Here is an 18,466-nt window from a genome sequence, read left to right as displayed (position 1 = left end):
ACCAAACATTTCCTTGGCTATTGGAAGTATAACTTCATTTTCATTATTTTTAGGTCATACAAATAACATCATTATGGGTACTAGAAGAGATTTTTTGGGAAAATTAACTGTTTCCGCTATCAGTTTACCAATTTTATACAGTCCAACACAGCTGTTCGCAGCTAGCAGCGAGCCTTATGAAGGACCCATTTTAAGGGTTGCCATAATGGGGCTTGGAAGTTATGGCACCCGGGTTGCCAAAGCCATGGAATCTTGCAAGAGGGCAAAGTTAGTGGGACTTATAAGCGGTACTCCCTCAAAAGTGGTCGATTGGCGAAGCAAGTACGATATACCGGAAAAAAATTGCTACAACTACGATAACTTTGATCAAATTAAAAACAACCCGGATATCGATGCCGTTTATGTAATTACCCCAAACGGATTGCATAAGGATCAAGTTATTAGGGTTGCCAAGGCGGGAAAACATGTAATCTGCGAAAAACCCATGGGCATCAATGCCAAAGAAGGTCAGGAAATGGTGAACACCTGTAAAGCGGCCGGAGTAAAACTGTTGGTGGGTTATCGCATGCATTACGAACCTAAAACGGTGGAAGTTATACGCATGCGGAAAGCGGGAGAATTCGGAAAGCTGAAGTTCTTTCAAGGGTTATCCGGATTCACCATTGGCGATCCTACCCAATGGCGATTGAATAAAGAACTTGCCGGTGGCGGTGCAATGATGGATATTGGCATATATTCCATTAACGGAGCCCGGTATATGTTGGGCGAGGAACCCATTTGGGTTACGGCCCAAGAAACCAAGACAGATCACGTAAAATTTAAGGAAGGCGTGGACGAAACCATACAATTTCAGATGGGGTTCCCAAGTGGTGCAACCGCCTCTTGTTTATCTACCTATGCCATGGGCCATTTGGATCGCTTTTTTCTAAATGGAGAAAAGGGGTATGCAGAAATGCAACCCTCCACAGGCTACGGTCCAATTAAGGGGAGAACACACAAAGGGGAACTAACCCAACCACACATAACCCACCAGACGCTTCAAATGGATGGTATGGCACAACTTATTTTTGAAGGAGTACAACCTATTGTTCCCGTAGACGGGGAGGAAGGTCTTAAGGACCTTAAAATTATCGACGCAATTTATGCGGCGGCAAAATCAGGAAAAAGGATTGATTTATAATGTTTTAGACAATTCAATTGAGTCCTATCATTTAAAACCAAAGATCGAAATTATACTTACTCTATCTCGGCAATTACATATACTATTACCGGTACATCCAATGGCGATTGATAAATACCTATGGCCGATCGGGTGTGGATCCCTCTTGCCCCAAACACCTGGTTCATGACATCGGAAGCCCCATCCAGAACATCTGAATGATCTTTAAACCCTTCGGCGGCCTGTATATGGCAATCCAAGCGGATAATTTTTTTCACCCTTTCCAGGTCTTTTACAGCGTCCTTTAGTTGGGCTATGGCGTTAATGGCACAAATACGGGCACAGTTATACCCCTCCTCTATACTCAGATGGCTCCCCACCCTACCGGTATAGGCCAAAATTCCGAACTCCCCATCTTTCCAAGGTAACTGACCAGAGGTGTAAAGGGTATTATTACTAATGGTCCAAGAAACATAATTCCCCACCCCTCTAGGTGCTACTTTGGGCAATACAATGCCCAAGCTCTCCAATTTTTCCTCAATGGTCATTCTCCCATTTTTTTTTTGATCGATCCATTACAAAAGTAATTTTTGAAAATAAAACTGTTGCCAGAGTGACTTAAAATAAAATTACCGTTTTACCGATAGTTTTACCTGATTCCTGCATTTCATGTGCGGTCTTTAAATTTTCCACCGTAAACCCGTAAAGTGTAGTGGTCAGAGTGGTTTTTAAAGTCCCTTCATCCAATAATTGGGCCATATGGTTCAAGATTTCGTGCTGGCGTTCTATATCCTCTGTAGTGAACATGGATCGGGTGTACATAAATTCCCAAGAAAAAGTTACACTCTTGTTTTTTAACAAGTTTAAATTCAACGGTTTACTGCTCCCCGTAATGGAGACAATGTGCCCCTGGGGCTTAATTATATCCACTGCCAATTCCCAATAACCCTCCAAATCCGCAAAATCCAATACATAATTAACCTGGCCGTGTCCAATTCTTTCCAATTCTTCCTTTAGATTGTGATGGTTCACCACATAGTCTGCACCTAAATCTTTACACCAGGTTACGGAATCTTCCCGTGAAGCAGTGGCGATAACTGTAAGCTTGCACAATTTTTTGGCCAATTGTATGGCAATGGAGCCAACCCCGCCAGCACCTGCTATGATCAAAACCGATTTACCGATGTCCTTTCCAGGGTCGATCCCAATCCGGTCCAACAACGCTTCATAGGCAGTTAAACTTGTCAATGGCATGGCCGCTGCTTCCGGAACACTCAAATTTTTAGGTTTGTGCCCAACAATCCGTTCATCTATAAGCTGATATTCGACATTACAACCACTTCTGGTAATGTCCCCTGCATAATACACCTGGTCCCCTACCTCAAATTTTGAAGCTTTATCGCCCTTGGCCTCCACGGTTCCCACCGCATCCCATCCAATAATTTTAGGAGTGTCCAATACTGTATCCTTAGCGGCATTTTGTCTAATTTTAAAATCCACCGGATTCACCGAAATTGCTTCAATTCTAACCAATAGGTCATATCCTGTAGGAGTTGGCCTTTCGGTTTCAAAGGCTATAAAACTATCTTTTTCAGAAATGGGCAATGATTTTTTAAATCCTATCGCTTTCATTATTATGTGTTTTTAGTTGTTATACCGGCGCCAAGTTTTGTAACAGTAAAGTGACAATACAGGCCGGTGACATTTTTATTATAAACTGGTAAATTTGCTTCTAGTCGTGTAAATATTCTTGATTCATAAATATAATTGAATTGTCCCGAATATCGGGGGTTCCAAAAAATTAACCCAATATGCGTGTAGCATAAGTCTTTTAAAACCCTTGGAATGAAAGAACGCAACTTCGGATAAACTGGAACCTTGGATTCCATGCTCTAATCCAAATCCGTATATACTATGAGGTGGTTTTGATTTCCTATTAATTTACCATGGAACAATTAAGATTTACATGACCATCGTCAGGATTTAAAACTAAAAACTTCATTATCTTTATAGTTGCAATCCATACTATTTTACAATGAATGATTTAAGAAAAGTATTAGGCGAGATTTCACAGCTCACTGCCAATATAGAGACCAATTATCCCGAGCTATATCGTTCCTTGGATGAAAATCCTTTGACCATTCCCGCAAAACGTCATCCGCACGTAAACAAGGAAGATTTAAAGGATTATTTAGAGAGTTTAAAGCAGTTGATAAAACATCATTTGGAGACCCATAAAAAAAACGGGTAGGACAAAGACAATTCTAAAAAAATGAATATGGGAGAAATAGCCACCTCGGAAAGACAGATAACCCTTTATTACAGTTCCAAGTCTGCAAGGGCCAAACAAACCTTGGCCTATGCCAAAGCAGAAGGATTGCCAGTATTTGAAATTGACATTTTAAAGGTTCCCTTGACCGGGACCCAAATCGCGGAATTGGCCGATAAATTAAATATGGAGGTCAAAGACTTGGTAAACCAGGAACATCCGGCCTATAAAGCCCATTTTGAACCCCATGAATTATCTGCCGACGACTGGATAAAAATGATAAGGCACAACCCTGAAATCATGAAACAGCCCATTGCCATCCGTGGTAAAATGACCATCTTGGTAGAAACCCCTACGGATATAATTAAAATATAATAACGCCTATCCATACGCGTAATGGAGAGGTAAAAGTTTTTAAAAACAGTTATGGGCACAAGGTCTGGATTGTGCTGGACCGCTCCTATAAAGAAGGCTAATAATTTTAACTTATTTAGCCAGGTTGATTTTGCTGTTTGGCTTAAATATTCTCCTGTACCGAAACAAGTTAAGCTCAGACCTTAATATAAATCTTCTTTTTGTCCAACCAAAGACCTATCAGCCAACATACGAACATGAATACAAAGGCAAAGGCAAATGACCCATAATAGGGTCCGAACCAACTAAAACCTTTTTCGTAGATATAATTGTATAAACTTTGATTTTCATTTACCCGTACAAAAAGTAAGCTTATTGCCAAATATTCAGACAATAGATAAATGAAGAGGGGATTCTTTCCAAAGATTTCGAAAAAATTAAAGTTTATCGGCTTCTTAATAAAGTCGATAGCATAAATAAGAACGGACAACACAATAATGTCGAGACCAATAGTGAGAATCACAAACGAACTTGTCCATAGCTTTTTATTGACAGGAAAACTCAAGTTCCACAAGTACGCAACGGCCAATAATCCTGAAGCTATCATTAGCATTTTTGCCAATTTTTCGTAACTAATACCCCCTTGAATAACATACTTCCCAACAAGATACCCGGCTATCACATTACAGATGGCCGGCAACGTACTTAAGAGCCCTTCAGGATCGAACGGAAGTCCTTCACCACCATAAAGATGGCTATCGCCAAGAAGTAACCTATCAAAGGTTCGTACCAGGTTGCCCTCTAAGGTATAATCGCCAAAGGCACTCAACAACCCCCAATATCCCAGTAGAATAATTACAGATGTGATGATGAGCTGGCGGTTGGTAAGAAAATAAATCATGGTTGCGCCAATAAAATAACAAATCGCTATTCGCTGTAATACTCCCAATATCCTCGTTTCACTAAAAGGAACAAAAGCCAGTTCCCCGGAATCTGTCCATGATACAAAGGGGAACCAATACATTATAAAGCCCAATAAAAAAATAATTAAGGTCCTTTTTATAATCTTTTGAAAAACTTCCGACAGGGGTTTATCGGCCCATCTGGTCTTAACAAATGCAAAAGCGTTTCCTACAGCAAATAAAAAGGACGGAAAGACCAAATCGGTCGGCGTAAACCCATTCCACTTGGCATGTAACAGCGGAGCGAAGGTAAGATCCCAATCTCCAGCGGTATTAACGATTATCATTAGGCAAATAGTCAATCCGCGGAACACGTCCAGTGCTTTGAACCTTTTCATACTAAATGGAATTTATTTGACAACTAAGTTAAACAGTACAATTGTTCTACCAAATAAATTACCCTTTTTCATTGATCCCAAAAAAACATTTAATACCCTACCTTTCTTTTGTGCACATATGGTGTGTATAAAAAAGTAACCCCGATGAAAACACCGGGGCCACTTAATTGTATAAATGTTGCAATATTGGTCAGGCCTCCACAGGCTCCAAGGGAACCGACTCAAGAAATTCCCATTCTCCCCTGACCAGTCTGGTAACATAACAATTATCCGCCTCCTGCACCAATAAGTCCCTTTGTTCCTCGGTGATATTTCCCTGAATTTGGATATTGGAGGCTACTGTGGTTTTAAAGGTGCCGTTGGGTTGGCGTACTGCCTTTTGTTCCAATTGGGCATCCACCTCCCCAATTTCCCAGCCTTTTCTTCTGGCAACATTTCGTATAGTAGCTACTTTACACATAGAGATTCCTGCCAATAACAATTCCACTGGGGAAAATCCTAAATCCGTGCCTTTGGAGGAAACGGGCTCATCCCCTAGTATTGCATGTTTTCCATTGCTTATTACTGATTGGTAGCCGAGGGGCAAGTTCTTAATATTTATTTTTGTACTCATTTTGATTCTTGTTTTTTTTGACCCTTTGTCGTTATTATCTCCAATAAGGTGTTTATTGACTACTACTGATTTATAGAGCTGCTGTCCGTAGCTCTTCCGCTAATGGGAAATCAATTTTAAAATCCGCCAAATTGTGAATAAAATTACTAATGGTTTTATCACCGATTACTATAACCACATCTATCATATTGGCCTCCGTATAACCGGCAGCAAAGAATTCCTCTTTCACTTTTTCACTGGCTTTTCCCTTGTTCTGCACTGTGGATAGGACAAACTTTGCCAAAGCATGCAGTTTATCATCAAAACTGGCAGCACCCGTTCTTATCTCTAAAATCTGATCTTCGGTAAAGCCGTTCATTTTACCAATTTGGGTATGGGCGGATAAACAATAATTACATCCATTGAACTGACTCACTACTAGATTGATGACTTCCTTTTCCTTTGCTTTTAATGTTGTTTTCCTATTCTGTAATGTTAGGTAATCCCCTAAGGCAGTCTCGTTCTTTGCGTAATAGGCATATAAATTGGGAACGAATCCTACGGCCTTTTTCAGATTGTCGAAAATTGCCTGATTGTCTGTTGATACATCTTCCCTAGTTGGTACTTGAAATCTTTCCATTGTCTTATTTTTTTAGTTATACTTTATTTTGACAATGCAAAGATGCAACCGGAAAGAAGGGTTTTGTTAGGTAGTAATTCCCGAAGAATTGGCAATTGTTCCCAAATTTCCTTTTTCTTTATATTCCGAAGGGGAAATCCCCTCTTGTTTCTTAAAAAATCGGCTAAAAGCCTGGATATCATCAAATCCAAGTTGGTAAGCTACTTCCTTGACGGGCTTATCCGCATAGTACAGCATGCGCCTGGCTTCCAGCGCTATCCGGTCATGGATATATTTCAAGGGAGATTTGGAACCCATTTTTGAAAAAATATTGGAGATAGTCTTAGGGGATTTAAATAGTAAATCCGCATAATCCGCAACGCTGTGCTTTGTTCTAAAATGCTGTTCAACCAGAAAATTGAATTCCCGGACAAGGTCGGTTTCATTGTGCCCCGAAGGATAGTTTTTCTGATTTTTATAGCGTCTGGCACACAATATCAGGTACCTCTTTAACATCATTTGCAGCATATCTATCTGCAAATTATCATTGGACGTCATTTCTATAGTAAACATTTGCCAAAGCGTATCAAACTTTTGATAATCTTCTTGGACAAGGGTAATCACGGGGAGTTGGGAAGCGCCAAAAAATAGGATTCCCTTACAACCTACTTCACTATCATGGTCCAGTATGCAGTAAAAAGGCCTATTGAACCTCAAAAGTCGAATTTCTCCAATTTTCTTGGGGACTATTTGATGGAACTCCGTTAAAAAAACAATTTGATTTTTGGAAAATACTTCTTCCTTTCCATCAATAATAAGAATATTGGCATCGGATTGAAACCACAAAATGGTGAGGCTACTTTCAATATGTTCCTTTAAGATATCACAACTATGACTATCAATAGTTCCCAAAAAAAGATACTCTTTGGTATGCCCTATAAATTCCATAAACCGCTACTCGTTTTTCAAATACTTATTATACATCCATAAATTGCAGCACCTTAACCGCAATTGGCATTTTCTTTTTAGTGTTGGTCGCAGGAACATGCCATTGCTTTCAATTTAAAATCAATGCATACCACAATACAAAAACGAATACACAAACCTGTTGTTAAATGTCCGGGAGAACAAAATGGGAATCTATTATTAAGCCAAAATGGGGTTTGTTGGCTCAAACAATGCCGGGCAGCAAAGCCCCATATGGGGTTTATACCACTACACCAATAACCGCTCTAACGGGAAGGCAAGTAGCCAAGGCAACCCTATCTGCCATATCATTAAAGGATGGGACCAAAACACAAACATTAAGCATCGGAACATTGGCACAACTGGCGGGCAGGGGCATACCCTCAATAGTTAAATCTGCCTTTAACTTTTTCCTGAACAGATTTAAAAATTGTCCAACGCTCGGCTGCTGTCCCGCACTTATGGCAGGCTTTACAATAGAATCTCGGCTCAAAGCGATTTTTTCCACCATTCCGTAGTGCGAAATTCCAATTGGTCGATATTTATAAATTCTCCAATTCGCGGAGTAACCAAATCCAGATTAAGTTCTTTTGCTTTTTTGGCTAAGCGTTCTACAGGTTCTGTCCAGGGATGCATTGCCAATTTAAAGGCTCCCCAGTGAATGGGCATAATCCGGTTGGCCCTTACATCCAGTCCTGCCTGGGCCGTCTCCTCAGGGAACATATGAATATCCGGCCACATCTCATTGTACTATCCGCATTCTATCATCGCAAAATCAAAAGGACCGTACTTGTCCCCTATTTCCTTAAAGTGTGGGCCGTAACCACTGTCTCCGCTAAAGAAAATATTTTCGGTTTCCGATTGTACTATCCAAGAACTCCATAAGGTATTGGCCCTATCGGAAAAACCCCTTCCAGAAAAATGCTGTGCCGGGGTACATCTGAAAATTAATCCCTCGTGGGTAGCTTCCTGCCACCAATCCAGCTCTACAATTCGCTCTTTTTCCACTCCCCATTTTTGCAGGTGTGCCCCTACCCCTAAGGGGGTATAAAACATATTCACCTTCTCCTTTAGTTTCTGTATGGAACCATAGTCCAAATGATCGTAGTGGTCATGGGAAATAATGACGGCATCTATCCTAGGAAGTTTTTCCACGGCTATGGGCAGTTCCCTACTAAATCTATTGCTTCCCAACATGGGATGCGGTGCAGGGACCTTCCCGAACATAGGATCGATTAAAATAGTTTTGTTGTTCGTTTGTAATAAAAAAGCAGAATGTCCAAACCAAATAAGCCGGGTACTGTCTTGGTATTCCACAATATCCAATGAATCCAATTTCTCCACGGGAATATCCACACCGGGTTTAGTGTGGGGTGAGGCACCAAAGTAGCCTGCCAAACTCTTCCCCATATCACGCATACTCATATCCAACTTAACATGGCCCTTATTGACGAACTTACCATCCTTATAGTTGGGCGATTTAAGAAAGATCGTTTTCTGCTCCAAAGTGGGAGTACCTCCAAACTCTGGGCTTACATACAAAAATAGGACCCCAATTACGATAAATATGAAAAGTCCGCTTCCAATAATTATACTCATTTTTTTTAGTATTTTTTTTAAGTGATCCATATATTTTTTTGCCATCAAAGGACATAGATTGCTTTATTATCGAATATTTATTCTGTTATAAATTAAAAAAATACTAACTTTTAATGGCGTCCCAAACTGTGGAGAACATCAAGTCCATATCTTTTTGGTGTAATTCCAATTTTTTATCCATGATTAATTTTACAGTCTCTCCCATTATGGCCCCGATCACCGCGAAATGAATATTGTTATCAATATTCTTTAACAGCCCTTCCTTTTTCCCCAAATCAATCAATTCCATGGCCAACTTACTTTTGTTTTCCTTCACGGCCACTGGTACTTTGTCATAATAAGGCGATTTCTTTAGCTGTTCCAAGAAACTCATTTCCTTTCTATGATTAATACTGAAGTTGATCCAGAACAGCCATAATGTCTTGAGTTTCTTTTTGTAAGGTAAATCCCCTGATATTCCTTGTTCACTTCTTTGGGTTTCCCTGGCAATTAAATCGGTGGCAATAGATACTATTAAGTCCTCTTTATTCTTATAGTAGACATAAAGAGTGGAAACCGATAAACCCACCCGCTTGGCCAAATCTGCCATCTTTATACCTGCAAAGCCCCTTTCAAAAACTACCTCTATAGTGTTTTCTACAATGGCCAACTGTTTTGATTCATCCTTTACCCTCACGGTACAAATATAGCTATATTAATCGAATAAATATTCGATTATAATAAATTCTATATAAAATGATCGACTGCCCTAAGAGTAGCGTAATTAAATTCCAATAGAAAAGGATAATTCCAAATACCGAAGAAATACCATGGGATAATTCTTATATTGGGACTGGGGAACTTGGATCAATTTAAATTATACCGAAGCCTATGCTTATTTCTTACTTTTTAGTGGCGGCCAAGATCATTATTTTTATCACTATTATAAATGTATGGTTTCTTCGGTTCAACAAACCCACGCCTTGGCGGGGAGGTGACTCCAAATCCATGAAGGAAGAATTTGAGACTTATCGTCTGTCCCCTGTGATAATGTATATAGTAGGAACTTTAAAAGTTTCCCTTGCCGTATTGTTATTAACATCTATTTGGTTGGAGAATTTGACCACCCCTGCGGCCGGCGCTATGGGAATTTTCATGTTGGGTGCCATTGCCATGCATTTTAAGGCCGATGACCCCAATATAAAATCAATGCCCGCCTTGATCCTATTTCTGTTGTCGATCGGCATTGTTGTCGCCGAAGTTATACAGGATGGCATATAATTATTAAAATTCCTTGAGTTTCCAAGTTACAGCATATAATTCCACGTAAAGTAGCACCCATTGGGTCCTTACTTTTAACCTCCTTTGAATAACTATGCAATTGGCGATACTGGCCAAATAGGTGACGTAAAGCTATTAGGCTTCCTGCAGCTGTCTTTTGGATTGCCTGTAATTGTATTTCGGATAGATCATACGCTTGGCAAATCGATTAATAGTATTGGAGTTGACCATCTTGATATAAACCTGTTTGGTAACGCCAAAGTACTCATAAGTAGATCCATCCAAAAAGGTAATTTCCAATAAAAGGCCCTTATGATGGTAATCGGCAATTCCGGAATTGGCTATGGTTTCCGTATAAGCCTCTAAGTTTGCTGCTTTGGTTTCAGGAGCTATGCTCACTAAAAAGTGATAACCGTCTATTATCTTTCTACTGTTTACTTCCGCCTCTTCGCGCTTGATATCCCCTTCTTGAAATTTATCCGGATGCCATTCCTTTACCAGGTCGCGGTAACTTTTCTTAAGTACCTTTAGATCGATCTCCCTTTCTATTCCAAATAATTTCCTGTATTCGTTTATGCGCTTCATATTGATTTTTTACAGGCCGCGAAACTACGCTTAATTTCTTACAACCCTATGTATTTAACAAACAAAAAAAAAGCCCGTCAATGTTGACGGGCTTTTCATTAAACATGGAAGTATATATTATATAACTTGTACGTTTACTGCGTTTAATCCTTTGTTACCTTCTTTTAGGTCAAAAGATACTTCATCGCCTTCGCGAATTTCATCTATTAAACCTGAAATGTGTACAAAATGATCTTTTTCAACACCTTCTTCAGTGATAAAACCAAAACCTTTTGTGTCGTTGAAAAATTTTACTGTTCCTTTACTACTCATCGTAATGTAATTAAATTTATTATAATATTATCCTGCAAAGATGGTGCTAATAATTTAAAAAACAGCTATTTACTTCATTTATATTTACTAACAATATTTTTGGAAACATAAATATGGGTGTTTACACTTAAACAATTGCCCATTAAAAAACACTGTATCCTGCTATAAGCCTGACCGTTATACACTTTCATTGGATCAACCCCCAAGGCCATTTATAAGCTCGTAGTGGAATAAATAATTTTAATTTTTGAATATGGATGCCCTGTTTTAAGATCAACAATTAATCCATAAATTCATGTATCCCCTTACGCTACGCCAATGTTCCTGCTATAAAACGTAGCTTTCGAATAGATTTTCCAATTCTTTTTTAGGGTCTTTACATAGGCCCGAATGTGTTTCAGAACTCTGGATCATAGTACTCCTGGAGGCAGTTAACCAACGAAATCTATCCGGTAAATCTAGTTTGCCGATGGCTCCTCCGGAAGGTGCTCCCTTACATACCGATGTCCAGGCCTTTAAATATTTATCTATGGCATTAATATCGACTTCCTTTGAGAAACATTGCAATTTTTGGGGGTCCACTAAATATTTTACTTCCAAAAATTTCTTCCTTCTTGAAAAAAGTATTACCCCAATATTAAAGAATTCTGCACGCTCCACCTTAGGAACAAGTCTAATAATTGCGTATTCGTATTTGTCTTTATCTTGCATCTTCAGACTCTTTAACCAGTGTATGGATCATAGCAAGTTTGGCATTTATATATTCAATATAGGCCGCTCTAATTTCATCAGGATTTAAATCATCGGCCTCGTCCAACAACCATTCCTCAGGAATTAATGCTATGATTTCGGCAATTTTATCAGTAGTAAGTAAACCTTTAATTTCCAATGCCGCCTCTTTTAACTCAGTGGCAAACTCTAAAAGCACATGGTCTTTTATAAGGGGAAAGGTTCTGGTAAGATGATTTTTCCATGTTTCCCAATTATGGTGAAAATAAAAGCTCGCACCATTGTCAATTACCCATAATTCATTATTCCATTGCAATAAGTTGGTGTTTTTTGCCGTCCTGTCAATATTACTCATAATGCTATCCAGCAGTACCAATTTTGATGCGATTAAAGCATCTACCTTGGAAACCAATGGATCATAAGTTATGGCACTGGACAAAAAATGCAAGCCTAGGTTGAGGCCTACACTAAATTTAAGTAAATCTTGAACTTCCTCATCCGGCTCTGTCTTGCTAAATGAATCATCTAGATTCATAAACACTAATTCAGGTACCTTAAGTCCGACAGCCCGGGCCAACTCGCCGCCAATAAGTTCTGCTATTAAGGCCTTTTTTCCTTGACCTGCCCCTCTGAATTTTAAAACATATAAAAATCCATCATCGGCTTTTACAATCGCCGGCAAGGAACCACCTTCCCGCAATGGTTTTATATATTGAACAACATCAACTGTTCTTATATCAATTGAATTCATAAGCACGAAGATAAAAAAAGTTAGTTGTGTAAAATAGAATTTGTATTCCCGTGAATTGGTCCAATTTTTATGGATTGAAGAAAATTCAAGCTATAATGGGACCCGATACAATTACCAACCAATTGGAAAGTAATCCTTCAGGAATTTACCAGACCAATGTTTCCCTGTATTAATTCCGTCAATTAACGGATCCATCACCCTGGCAGCACCATCCACAATATCCAAAGGCGGTTGAAAATCATAGACTTCCTGCTTCATTTTAGATAGTGCAGCAGGGTCTTCATCCGTAACCCATCCCGTATCCACGGCATTCATAAATATACCTGCTTTGGCCAGTTCCCCTGAAGCGGTATGCGTAAGCATATTTAAAGCGGCCTTGGCCATATTGGTATGTGGGTGCCGTGATTCCTTAAAAGAACGATGAAACTTCCCTTCCATTGCCGAAACATTAATGATATGCTTTTGTCCTGTGTTCTCCTTCTTCATTAATTCTCCCAAACGGTTGCACAATACAAAAGGGGCCACGGCATTTACCAATTGTACTTCCAACATTTCAGTAGTTTCAATTTCTCCGAGTTTAAGGCGCCAACTGTTTGTATTTCGCAAATCTACCTGCTGTAAATCGGCATCCAATTCCCCTGTGGGAAATACCTCTTTTGCTACCAAGGCCTTATCAAAACTATAGGGGATCTGCGATAATTTGGCCGAAGCCCTTATTCCGATTCCTGCTTCCGGTCCATGCCATGTAACCGGTGTGTTCTGATTGGGAGAGGCTCCCGAGCTTAGTTCTTTTAATTCCAGCAAACAAGCTGTGTGATCGCTCAAAACCTTTTGGGCATTTGGAGGGAGTAACGATATAGGGCTTTCTTCATTGGACATCAAATGATGGTAAAAACCAGCGGGTCGTCGTACGGTCTGGGCTGCATTATTTATAAGAATATCCAATCGGTCATACTGCCGCTCTATATAATTACAAAATATTTCCACACTTGGGATATGCCGTAAATCCAGACCGTGAATTTTTAATCTATGCCCCCATTCCATAAAATCATCTTCTTTGGAAAAGCGCAATGCCGAATCAACAGGGAACCGGGTAGTAGCGATCACGGTAGCCCCACCGCGTAATAACATTAAAGTAATATGATATCCAATTTTTAATCTGGAACCGGTTACAACGGCAACCTGCCCTTTTACATCAGCTGTTTGAAATCGCTTGGCATAGTTGAAATCACCACATTTTATACACATGGTATCATAAAAATGATGTAATTCGTTAAACTCCGTTTTACAAACATAACAGTTTCTTGCTACCTCTAATTCCTGTTTTTTATGATTGACCAATTTTGCAGAAGACAAAAGTTTGGGGGCAACGAATATGTGGGCCTCACGTGCATTTCTTATTCCTGTTTCCTTACGGGCCTTTTTGTCCCTTGCCGCTTTTTTACGCAGGGCACTTTTCTTACCGTCTTTTTTTCTTCTGGAAAATTCTTCCCTATTGGGTCTGGAAAATTGGCCCGATACTTTTATTAAAGCAGTTCTTTTTCCCTTTGGAATATCAAATATCTGATCTGTGTGGTCCACTAATTGCTGCAAGAGCGCAATACAATTATCAATTTCCTCTGGAGTGATTGCAGCTTTACTCCCTTTTAGATCCTCTTTCATTTATAATATATTCCAACGGTTAAAAATTATTAAACCTCAGGGCAGGCCCGCCCGAACGGCACGGGCGAGCCCTGAACCCTATAATAGGAATCGACCCTAGGGCCGAGGAATTGCACCTAGATCCCGCCGAAAAAGGCGGGATTAGTTCAACTTGCAATTTTAAGTGCGTCTTACTCACTTCCCAAAATTGGGTTTCACTAATAAATATTTAGTTTTTACTCCGACAAATTAAAGAACCGAAATCCGAACTTTTTTCTTTTTTAAACGTGAATTGTTCAATTTTTCCACCAATTGATCGGCAATCCACAAAGGAACGGCAACAAAGGCGCAGTCCTGTTTTAATTCAATCTCCCCCAATTGATCGCTATTGATATTTCCCTGTTTAAAAAACAGCCCGGCAATATCACCCTTGGAAATTTTGTCCTTTCTTCCTCCCGAAATAAACAAGGTTTCCCAGAACTGTTTCATTGGTGCCGCTTTTTTAGAGATATCCACAGCACCTGAATCCTTTATAAACTCAGGCAATCGCTCCTTTTCCCATTTTAACACGTAGGCGGTACCTTTGGCATTTACCCTTGCCGTTCTCCCATTTCTATGGATAAATTCCTCCTCAGAATGTGGAAGCTCGTAATGAATTATATATTTCAACTCCGGGATATCTATTCCCCTCGCCGCCAAATCCGTTGCGATTAAAATTTGACTGGTTCCGTTTCTGAATTTAATCAGGGAACGCTCCCTATCCTTTTGTTCCATTCCTCCAGAAAAGCAAGTGTGGCCTATCTTATTTTTTTCCAGTAAAGAACTTACCTCTTCTATACTATCCCTAAAATTACAGAAAATGATTCCGGGCCGATTTCCCAAGTGTTGCAATAGCTCCAAAAGCCTTGGCAACTTATCCTTGGCAGCCGATAGCACTATCTTAATTGCTAATTTTGAACCAACTTCTTCCTCTAAATAATCGATGAGAACCGGCTGATCCAATTTCACGAAACCAGGAATCTCAACCCCCTGCGTAGCGGAAGTCAAAATCCTTTTCTTAATATTGGGCAATTCACTGAGAATTCCTGCCATTTCTTCCTCAAAACCTATTTCCAAAGACTTGTCGAACTCATCCAGTACCAAAGTTTTAATACTTTCCCTTGAGAACCGGTCACTGTCAAAATGATCCAAAATACGTCCCGGGGTTCCTATTAAAATAGTAGGATTATGTTTAATTTCAATCTTATCCTTGGACATAGGGCGTCCTCCATAAACGGCATTCACCTTATAGCCAGTGCCCATATTTCTAACCACTTGCTCAATTTGTATGGCCAATTCACGGGTAGGCACCAAAATCAGCGCCTGTACTTCCTCAATAGTAGGATCTAGAGTTTCTATCAATGGCAACAAAAAAGCCAAAGTTTTGCCCGTACCCGTTGGGGACAGAATAATAGTGTTGGTGGTTTTTCCAATTACGGCAATAGCTTCCTCCTGCATGGGATTCAACTGTTGGATATTTAGTTTTGCCAAAACATCCTCCTGGCCTTTAATATAATTTGCCATACCTACTATTTATTTTTTTTCTTTTTGGGCGCTTCTACTTTTGGACTGTGACTCGTAGACCGAGCCAGGTAATTTGCCAATATTTTATCTATAAGTTCCTCTTTTGTCAAATGATGGAAAACCGTTCTTATTTCTTCCCTAAATTCCTGTGAAATATTTCGGTTGGGTTTGGTCTTGAATATTTTGTTGGCCCATATCAAGGCATTGTTTTCTTCAATACTTTGGGCATCGGCCTTTTTAAATTCCTTAAATTCTATACCCAACTCCTTTTCAAAATCGGCAATATCCTCCACTTCCTCTTTTTGGATAACGCTTAATGAAAATCCCTTTGCCCCTGCCCTTGCGGTCCGTCCACTTCTGTGAACATAGGTATCATAGGTATCCGGTAAATGATAATTTACCACATAGGATATTTCCTTAACATCTATACCACGTGCAGCCAAATCGGTTGCTACCATAACATCTATAGTACCTTCCCTAAATTGTCCCATCACACGATCTCTAATTCCCTGGGTTAAACTTCCGTGGATGGCGCCTGATCGGAATTTATTGATGGCCAAATTTTTTCCCAATTTATTGACCGCCGCTTTTGTCTTGCAAAAAATAATTCCCCTTTCGCCTTCCCTGGACTTTAAAAAGTGTAGCAGAACTTCCAATTTCTCTATAGGTTCCACTACAACATACCTATGCTCTATACCCTGATGCCCTACTGTAGACATGTCCGCTTCTATCTGAACCACATGTTTGGACATATAATTCTGGATCAATTGTTTTAAGGCTCCCGGCATAGTGGCAGTAAACAATAAAGTTCTTCGGGATTTGGGAATTTCTGAAATAATATGGTCCAGGTCCACCTTTAAAGCAGTTACCATTTCATCGGCCTCATCCAAAACCAAATACTTGATATCTTTAATAATAATGGCCTTCCTGTTCACCAAATCCACTAGGCGACCTGGTGTGGCCACTACGATATGGGTAGTACTCTTTAAACGTTCAATTTGAGGTTTAATAGGTATTCCTCCACATATGGAGGCAATGGAAATAGACGGACAATGGGTGGAAAAGGAAACAAGATTCGCGTAAATCTGTTGCCCTAGTTCCCGCGTAGGCGCCAATATTACCAATTGTATTTTGCTATTATCTGTGTTTATCAATTGTAATAAAGGCAACCCAAAAGCAGCTGTTTTACCGGTTCCTGTTTTTGCCAGAGCCACTACGTCCTTGTCTTGCTCCAAAATAACCGGAATTACCTTTTTCTGAATATCAGTGGGTACCGATATTTGCTGGTCTATTAAACTTTGAAGTAGGTGTTCGTTGACTCCTAAATCAGAAAACTGCTTTGACATATAATAATTTTCTGCAAAGATAGCCACAGTTTTCAAGCTAATGCCGGTAATTGATACATATTCCCATTTCAGAACCATTCGGATCCCTAGGCATGGATTTAATTTGGTTCCCTTGCCTGGAACCAATAGGAGGATATGTATTTAACCGTCCATAAATCCCTTTTCAACATAAATCCATCTATTTCCTTCAGCAAGACCTACTTTTTGCATAACTTTAGTAAAGCCTAAACTTCACTGGAAATGGATAGAAACAATTTTCTAAAAAAAGGATTGTTCGGCCTTATTGCTGTTCCAACCGTATTACAGGCATGTTCCAAGGACAGTAATCCCAAGGATGATGAAGAGGATATGGTTGATTGTGAAATATCGCCTAGTGAAACGGCCGGACCTTTTCCCATAAAGACTCCTGCGGATTTAAAGAAGGCCAATATTGTTTCCGATAGAAGCGGGGTGGCATTGCTAATAACCATTAAGGTGCTGGACCAAAGCGATGATTGCAAACCTCTTTCCGGTGTTTATGTAGATGTTTGGCATTGTGATGCCGAAGGTTATTATTCTGAATATGGTGGAATTGCATTGCAACCAACCGATTTTACCAGCGACCATTTTTTAAGGGGTCGCCAGACTACGGATGCCAACGGTAACGTTTCCTTTATCAGCATTTTCCCAGGATGGTACAAAGGTAGGGCCCCCCATATACATTTGGAAGTGTTGGATTCCAGTGAAAAATCCATAAGGATAACCCAAGTTGCCTTTCCAAAATCGGTATGTGATACAGTTTATGCCACTACCCCTTATCACGGTAAAGCGGACACCTTGAACGAAAGTGACAATGTATTTTCCAACAGTATTGATGGCAATATGGCCGATTCGCTAACAGGAAATATAACGGACGGTTACACCCTGACAAAGACCATTGTTGTTTAATATTGGTACTCTGGTAGGAATTCAAGGTCGCATTGCAGAACGATAACATAGTTAATGGAACAAAAAAAGGTCTGGCAATTATTATAGTCCAGACCTTTTTTGTGTTGGGTGAATACGCCTTTCTATTTAGAATTCTTTTTTGCCAAACTCGCTTTCTATGAACTTTGCCTTATTTTTTATGGCGTTAAAGGTATAGGACAAATTAATCGATATAATATCCACCTCATACCTGTAATTGGTGGTAGTATAAAATTCATTGGCCTTAAACGTAGTGATTCGCTGTTCATTGGTATCCAACAATCCCATATCCATATTCTGCCATTGAAGGGTGGCCGTTAATTTATCGTCAAAAAACGATTTTCGGAAACTTAGATTAACGTGAGTTCGACTTAAGAAATGGGTGTTTTATATTGCAGGAAAAGCAGAAAATTGGTATATTTAAGTTATTGACATTCAAATATTTAACCAATTATCTGCTTATGATTTCTACCGAT

The 18,466-nt window shown here is 39.6% G+C and carries 22 protein-coding genes and 1 pseudogene; 5 read left to right on the top strand and 18 right to left on the bottom strand.

What is annotated here, in order from left to right; genetic code table 11:
* Positions 1-73 precede the first annotated feature (73 nt).
* On the top strand, positions 74-1,180 hold the full coding sequence (locus tag QSE00_RS20840; protein WP_110355194.1) for a Gfo/Idh/MocA family protein: 1,107 nt from the start codon (positions 74-76) through the stop codon (positions 1,178-1,180).
* Positions 1,181-1,236: 56 nt separating this feature from the next.
* Here QSE00_RS20840 and QSE00_RS20835 read toward each other — a convergent pair whose 3' ends face one another.
* Together QSE00_RS20835 and QSE00_RS20830 are read right to left on the bottom strand one after the other, a co-directional pair.
* Positions 1,237-1,707, bottom strand: a complete 471-nt coding sequence (locus tag QSE00_RS20835) for a RidA family protein (RefSeq protein WP_286107353.1) — start codon at positions 1,705-1,707, stop codon at positions 1,237-1,239.
* A 70-nt stretch (positions 1,708-1,777) separates the two neighbouring features.
* On the bottom strand, positions 1,778-2,791 hold the full coding sequence (locus tag QSE00_RS20830; RefSeq protein ID WP_286107352.1) for a zinc-binding alcohol dehydrogenase family protein: 1,014 nt from the start codon (positions 2,789-2,791) through the stop codon (positions 1,778-1,780).
* A 403-nt stretch (positions 2,792-3,194) separates the two neighbouring features.
* On the opposite strand from QSE00_RS20830, the gene QSE00_RS20825 reads away from it, so the two are divergent.
* On the top strand, positions 3,195-3,410 hold the full coding sequence (locus QSE00_RS20825) for a hypothetical protein (protein ID WP_286107351.1): 216 nt from the start codon (positions 3,195-3,197) through the stop codon (positions 3,408-3,410).
* 27 nt (positions 3,411-3,437) lie between these two features.
* On the top strand, positions 3,438-3,803 hold the full coding sequence (locus QSE00_RS20820) for an arsenate reductase family protein (RefSeq protein WP_286107350.1): 366 nt from the start codon (positions 3,438-3,440) through the stop codon (positions 3,801-3,803).
* A 175-nt stretch (positions 3,804-3,978) separates the two neighbouring features.
* Here the strand turns inward: QSE00_RS20820 and QSE00_RS20815 are convergent, their stop codons facing one another.
* The 8 genes from QSE00_RS20815 to QSE00_RS20780 all read right to left on the bottom strand — a co-directional run bounded on the left by QSE00_RS20815 (position 3,979) and on the right by QSE00_RS20780 (position 9,534).
* Positions 3,979-5,082, bottom strand: coding sequence for an acyltransferase family protein (locus QSE00_RS20815; RefSeq protein ID WP_286107349.1), 1,104 nt, complete (start codon positions 5,080-5,082; stop codon positions 3,979-3,981).
* A 190-nt stretch (positions 5,083-5,272) separates the two neighbouring features.
* Positions 5,273-5,695 carry an OsmC family protein gene (locus QSE00_RS20810; RefSeq protein WP_110355189.1) on the bottom strand — a complete coding sequence of 141 codons (423 nt, stop codon included), beginning with the start codon at positions 5,693-5,695 and terminating at the stop codon, positions 5,273-5,275.
* Between the two features lie 70 nt (positions 5,696-5,765).
* Positions 5,766-6,314 (bottom strand): carboxymuconolactone decarboxylase family protein, encoded by a 549-nt coding sequence (locus tag QSE00_RS20805; protein ID WP_286107348.1) that lies wholly within the window; start codon positions 6,312-6,314, stop codon positions 5,766-5,768.
* 66 nt (positions 6,315-6,380) lie between these two features.
* Positions 6,381-7,241, bottom strand: a complete 861-nt coding sequence (locus QSE00_RS20800; RefSeq protein WP_286107347.1) for a helix-turn-helix domain-containing protein — start codon at positions 7,239-7,241, stop codon at positions 6,381-6,383.
* Positions 7,242-7,500: 259 nt separating this feature from the next.
* Complete coding sequence (locus tag QSE00_RS20795) at positions 7,501-7,752, bottom strand: hypothetical protein (RefSeq protein ID WP_286107346.1); 252 nt, start codon at positions 7,750-7,752, stop codon at positions 7,501-7,503.
* On the bottom strand, positions 7,749-8,000 hold the full coding sequence (locus QSE00_RS20790) for an MBL fold metallo-hydrolase (protein WP_286107345.1): 252 nt from the start codon (positions 7,998-8,000) through the stop codon (positions 7,749-7,751). Before QSE00_RS20790 ends, QSE00_RS20795 begins: the two co-directional genes overlap by 4 nt.
* A 9-nt stretch (positions 8,001-8,009) precedes the next feature.
* Positions 8,010-8,858, bottom strand: coding sequence for an MBL fold metallo-hydrolase (locus QSE00_RS20785; protein ID WP_286107344.1), 849 nt, complete (start codon positions 8,856-8,858; stop codon positions 8,010-8,012).
* A 103-nt stretch (positions 8,859-8,961) separates the two neighbouring features.
* The gene (locus QSE00_RS20780; protein WP_110355185.1) at positions 8,962-9,534 is read right to left on the bottom strand and encodes a TetR/AcrR family transcriptional regulator; all 573 of its coding nucleotides are present in this window, start codon (positions 9,532-9,534) and stop codon (positions 8,962-8,964) included.
* 194 nt (positions 9,535-9,728) lie between these two features.
* Here QSE00_RS20780 and QSE00_RS20775 point away from each other — a divergent pair, with 194 nt between their 5' ends.
* Positions 9,729-10,118: a DoxX family protein gene (locus tag QSE00_RS20775; protein ID WP_110355184.1), complete on the top strand. Its 390-nt coding sequence runs from the start codon at positions 9,729-9,731 to the stop codon at positions 10,116-10,118.
* Positions 10,119-10,253: 135 nt separating this feature from the next.
* Here the strand turns inward: QSE00_RS20775 and QSE00_RS20770 are convergent, their stop codons facing one another.
* The 7 genes from QSE00_RS20770 to QSE00_RS20740 form a co-directional block, all read right to left on the bottom strand.
* Positions 10,254-10,703, bottom strand: coding sequence for a KTSC domain-containing protein (locus QSE00_RS20770; RefSeq protein ID WP_286107343.1), 450 nt, complete (start codon positions 10,701-10,703; stop codon positions 10,254-10,256).
* 117 nt (positions 10,704-10,820) lie between these two features.
* On the bottom strand, positions 10,821-11,015 hold the full coding sequence (locus tag QSE00_RS20765) for a cold-shock protein (RefSeq protein ID WP_031444295.1): 195 nt from the start codon (positions 11,013-11,015) through the stop codon (positions 10,821-10,823).
* Positions 11,016-11,342: 327 nt separating this feature from the next.
* Entirely contained in the window at positions 11,343-11,726 is a 384-nt protein-coding gene (locus tag QSE00_RS20760; RefSeq protein ID WP_110355182.1) for a DUF3037 domain-containing protein, read from the bottom strand.
* Positions 11,716-12,495, bottom strand: a complete 780-nt coding sequence (locus QSE00_RS20755; RefSeq protein ID WP_286107342.1) for a HipA family kinase — start codon at positions 12,493-12,495, stop codon at positions 11,716-11,718. Before QSE00_RS20755 ends, QSE00_RS20760 begins: the two co-directional genes overlap by 11 nt.
* A 111-nt stretch (positions 12,496-12,606) precedes the next feature.
* Positions 12,607-14,157, bottom strand: a complete 1,551-nt coding sequence (locus QSE00_RS20750; protein ID WP_286107341.1) for an SDR family NAD(P)-dependent oxidoreductase — start codon at positions 14,155-14,157, stop codon at positions 12,607-12,609.
* 228 nt (positions 14,158-14,385) lie between these two features.
* Positions 14,386-15,699: a DEAD/DEAH box helicase gene (locus tag QSE00_RS20745; RefSeq protein ID WP_286107340.1), complete on the bottom strand. Its 1,314-nt coding sequence runs from the start codon at positions 15,697-15,699 to the stop codon at positions 14,386-14,388.
* 5 nt (positions 15,700-15,704) lie between these two features.
* Positions 15,705-17,045 (bottom strand): DEAD/DEAH box helicase, encoded by a 1,341-nt coding sequence (locus QSE00_RS20740; protein ID WP_286107339.1) that lies wholly within the window; start codon positions 17,043-17,045, stop codon positions 15,705-15,707.
* A 240-nt stretch (positions 17,046-17,285) separates the two neighbouring features.
* On the opposite strand from QSE00_RS20740, the gene QSE00_RS20735 reads away from it, so the two are divergent.
* The gene (locus tag QSE00_RS20735) at positions 17,286-17,972 is read left to right on the top strand and encodes a dioxygenase family protein (protein ID WP_286107338.1); all 687 of its coding nucleotides are present in this window, start codon (positions 17,286-17,288) and stop codon (positions 17,970-17,972) included.
* A 126-nt stretch (positions 17,973-18,098) separates the two neighbouring features.
* Here the strand turns inward: QSE00_RS20735 and QSE00_RS20730 are convergent.
* Positions 18,099-18,350 (bottom strand): annotated as a pseudogene (locus QSE00_RS20730) (outer membrane beta-barrel protein); the annotation flags it as partial.
* Between the last annotated feature and the right edge of the window lie 116 nt (positions 18,351-18,466).

The organism is Arenibacter flavimaris (assembly GCF_030291335.1).
Classification (GTDB): Bacteria; Bacteroidota; Bacteroidia; order Flavobacteriales; family Flavobacteriaceae; genus Arenibacter.
The sequence above is the reverse complement of the archived record's forward strand: the minus strand, read 5'-3'. Positions and strand labels throughout refer to the sequence as shown.

Excerpts from the sequence above, each read along its gene's own strand:
- QSE00_RS20835 (WP_286107353.1), bottom strand. The coding sequence starts at position 1,707 with ATGACCATTGAGGAAAAATTGGAGAGCTTGGGCATTGTATTGCCCAAA.
- QSE00_RS20775 (WP_110355184.1), top strand. The coding sequence starts at position 9,729 with ATGCTTATTTCTTACTTTTTAGTGGCGGCCAAGATCATTATTTTTATC.
- QSE00_RS20790 (WP_286107345.1), bottom strand. The coding sequence starts at position 8,000 with ATGTGGCCGGATATTCATATGTTCCCTGAGGAGACGGCCCAGGCAGGA.
- QSE00_RS20750 (WP_286107341.1), bottom strand. The coding sequence starts at position 14,157 with ATGAAAGAGGATCTAAAAGGGAGTAAAGCTGCAATCACTCCAGAGGAA.
- QSE00_RS20765 (WP_031444295.1), bottom strand. The coding sequence starts at position 11,015 with ATGAGTAGTAAAGGAACAGTAAAATTTTTCAACGACACAAAAGGTTTT.
- QSE00_RS20805 (WP_286107348.1), bottom strand. The coding sequence starts at position 6,314 with ATGGAAAGATTTCAAGTACCAACTAGGGAAGATGTATCAACAGACAAT.
- QSE00_RS20745 (WP_286107340.1), bottom strand. The coding sequence starts at position 15,699 with ATGGCAAATTATATTAAAGGCCAGGAGGATGTTTTGGCAAAACTAAAT.
- QSE00_RS20825 (WP_286107351.1), top strand. The coding sequence starts at position 3,195 with ATGAATGATTTAAGAAAAGTATTAGGCGAGATTTCACAGCTCACTGCC.
- QSE00_RS20740 (WP_286107339.1), bottom strand. The coding sequence starts at position 17,045 with ATGTCAAAGCAGTTTTCTGATTTAGGAGTCAACGAACACCTACTTCAA.
- QSE00_RS20800 (WP_286107347.1), bottom strand. The coding sequence starts at position 7,241 with ATGGAATTTATAGGGCATACCAAAGAGTATCTTTTTTTGGGAACTATT.
- QSE00_RS20755 (WP_286107342.1), bottom strand. The coding sequence starts at position 12,495 with ATGAATTCAATTGATATAAGAACAGTTGATGTTGTTCAATATATAAAA.
- QSE00_RS20810 (WP_110355189.1), bottom strand. The coding sequence starts at position 5,695 with ATGAGTACAAAAATAAATATTAAGAACTTGCCCCTCGGCTACCAATCA.
- QSE00_RS20760 (WP_110355182.1), bottom strand. The coding sequence starts at position 11,726 with ATGCAAGATAAAGACAAATACGAATACGCAATTATTAGACTTGTTCCT.
- QSE00_RS20735 (WP_286107338.1), top strand. The coding sequence starts at position 17,286 with ATGGATAGAAACAATTTTCTAAAAAAAGGATTGTTCGGCCTTATTGCT.
- QSE00_RS20840 (WP_110355194.1), top strand. The coding sequence starts at position 74 with ATGGGTACTAGAAGAGATTTTTTGGGAAAATTAACTGTTTCCGCTATC.
- QSE00_RS20785 (WP_286107344.1), bottom strand. The coding sequence starts at position 8,858 with ATGAGTATAATTATTGGAAGCGGACTTTTCATATTTATCGTAATTGGG.
- QSE00_RS20820 (WP_286107350.1), top strand. The coding sequence starts at position 3,438 with ATGGGAGAAATAGCCACCTCGGAAAGACAGATAACCCTTTATTACAGT.
- QSE00_RS20815 (WP_286107349.1), bottom strand. The coding sequence starts at position 5,082 with ATGAAAAGGTTCAAAGCACTGGACGTGTTCCGCGGATTGACTATTTGC.
- QSE00_RS20770 (WP_286107343.1), bottom strand. The coding sequence starts at position 10,703 with ATGAAGCGCATAAACGAATACAGGAAATTATTTGGAATAGAAAGGGAG.
- QSE00_RS20830 (WP_286107352.1), bottom strand. The coding sequence starts at position 2,791 with ATGAAAGCGATAGGATTTAAAAAATCATTGCCCATTTCTGAAAAAGAT.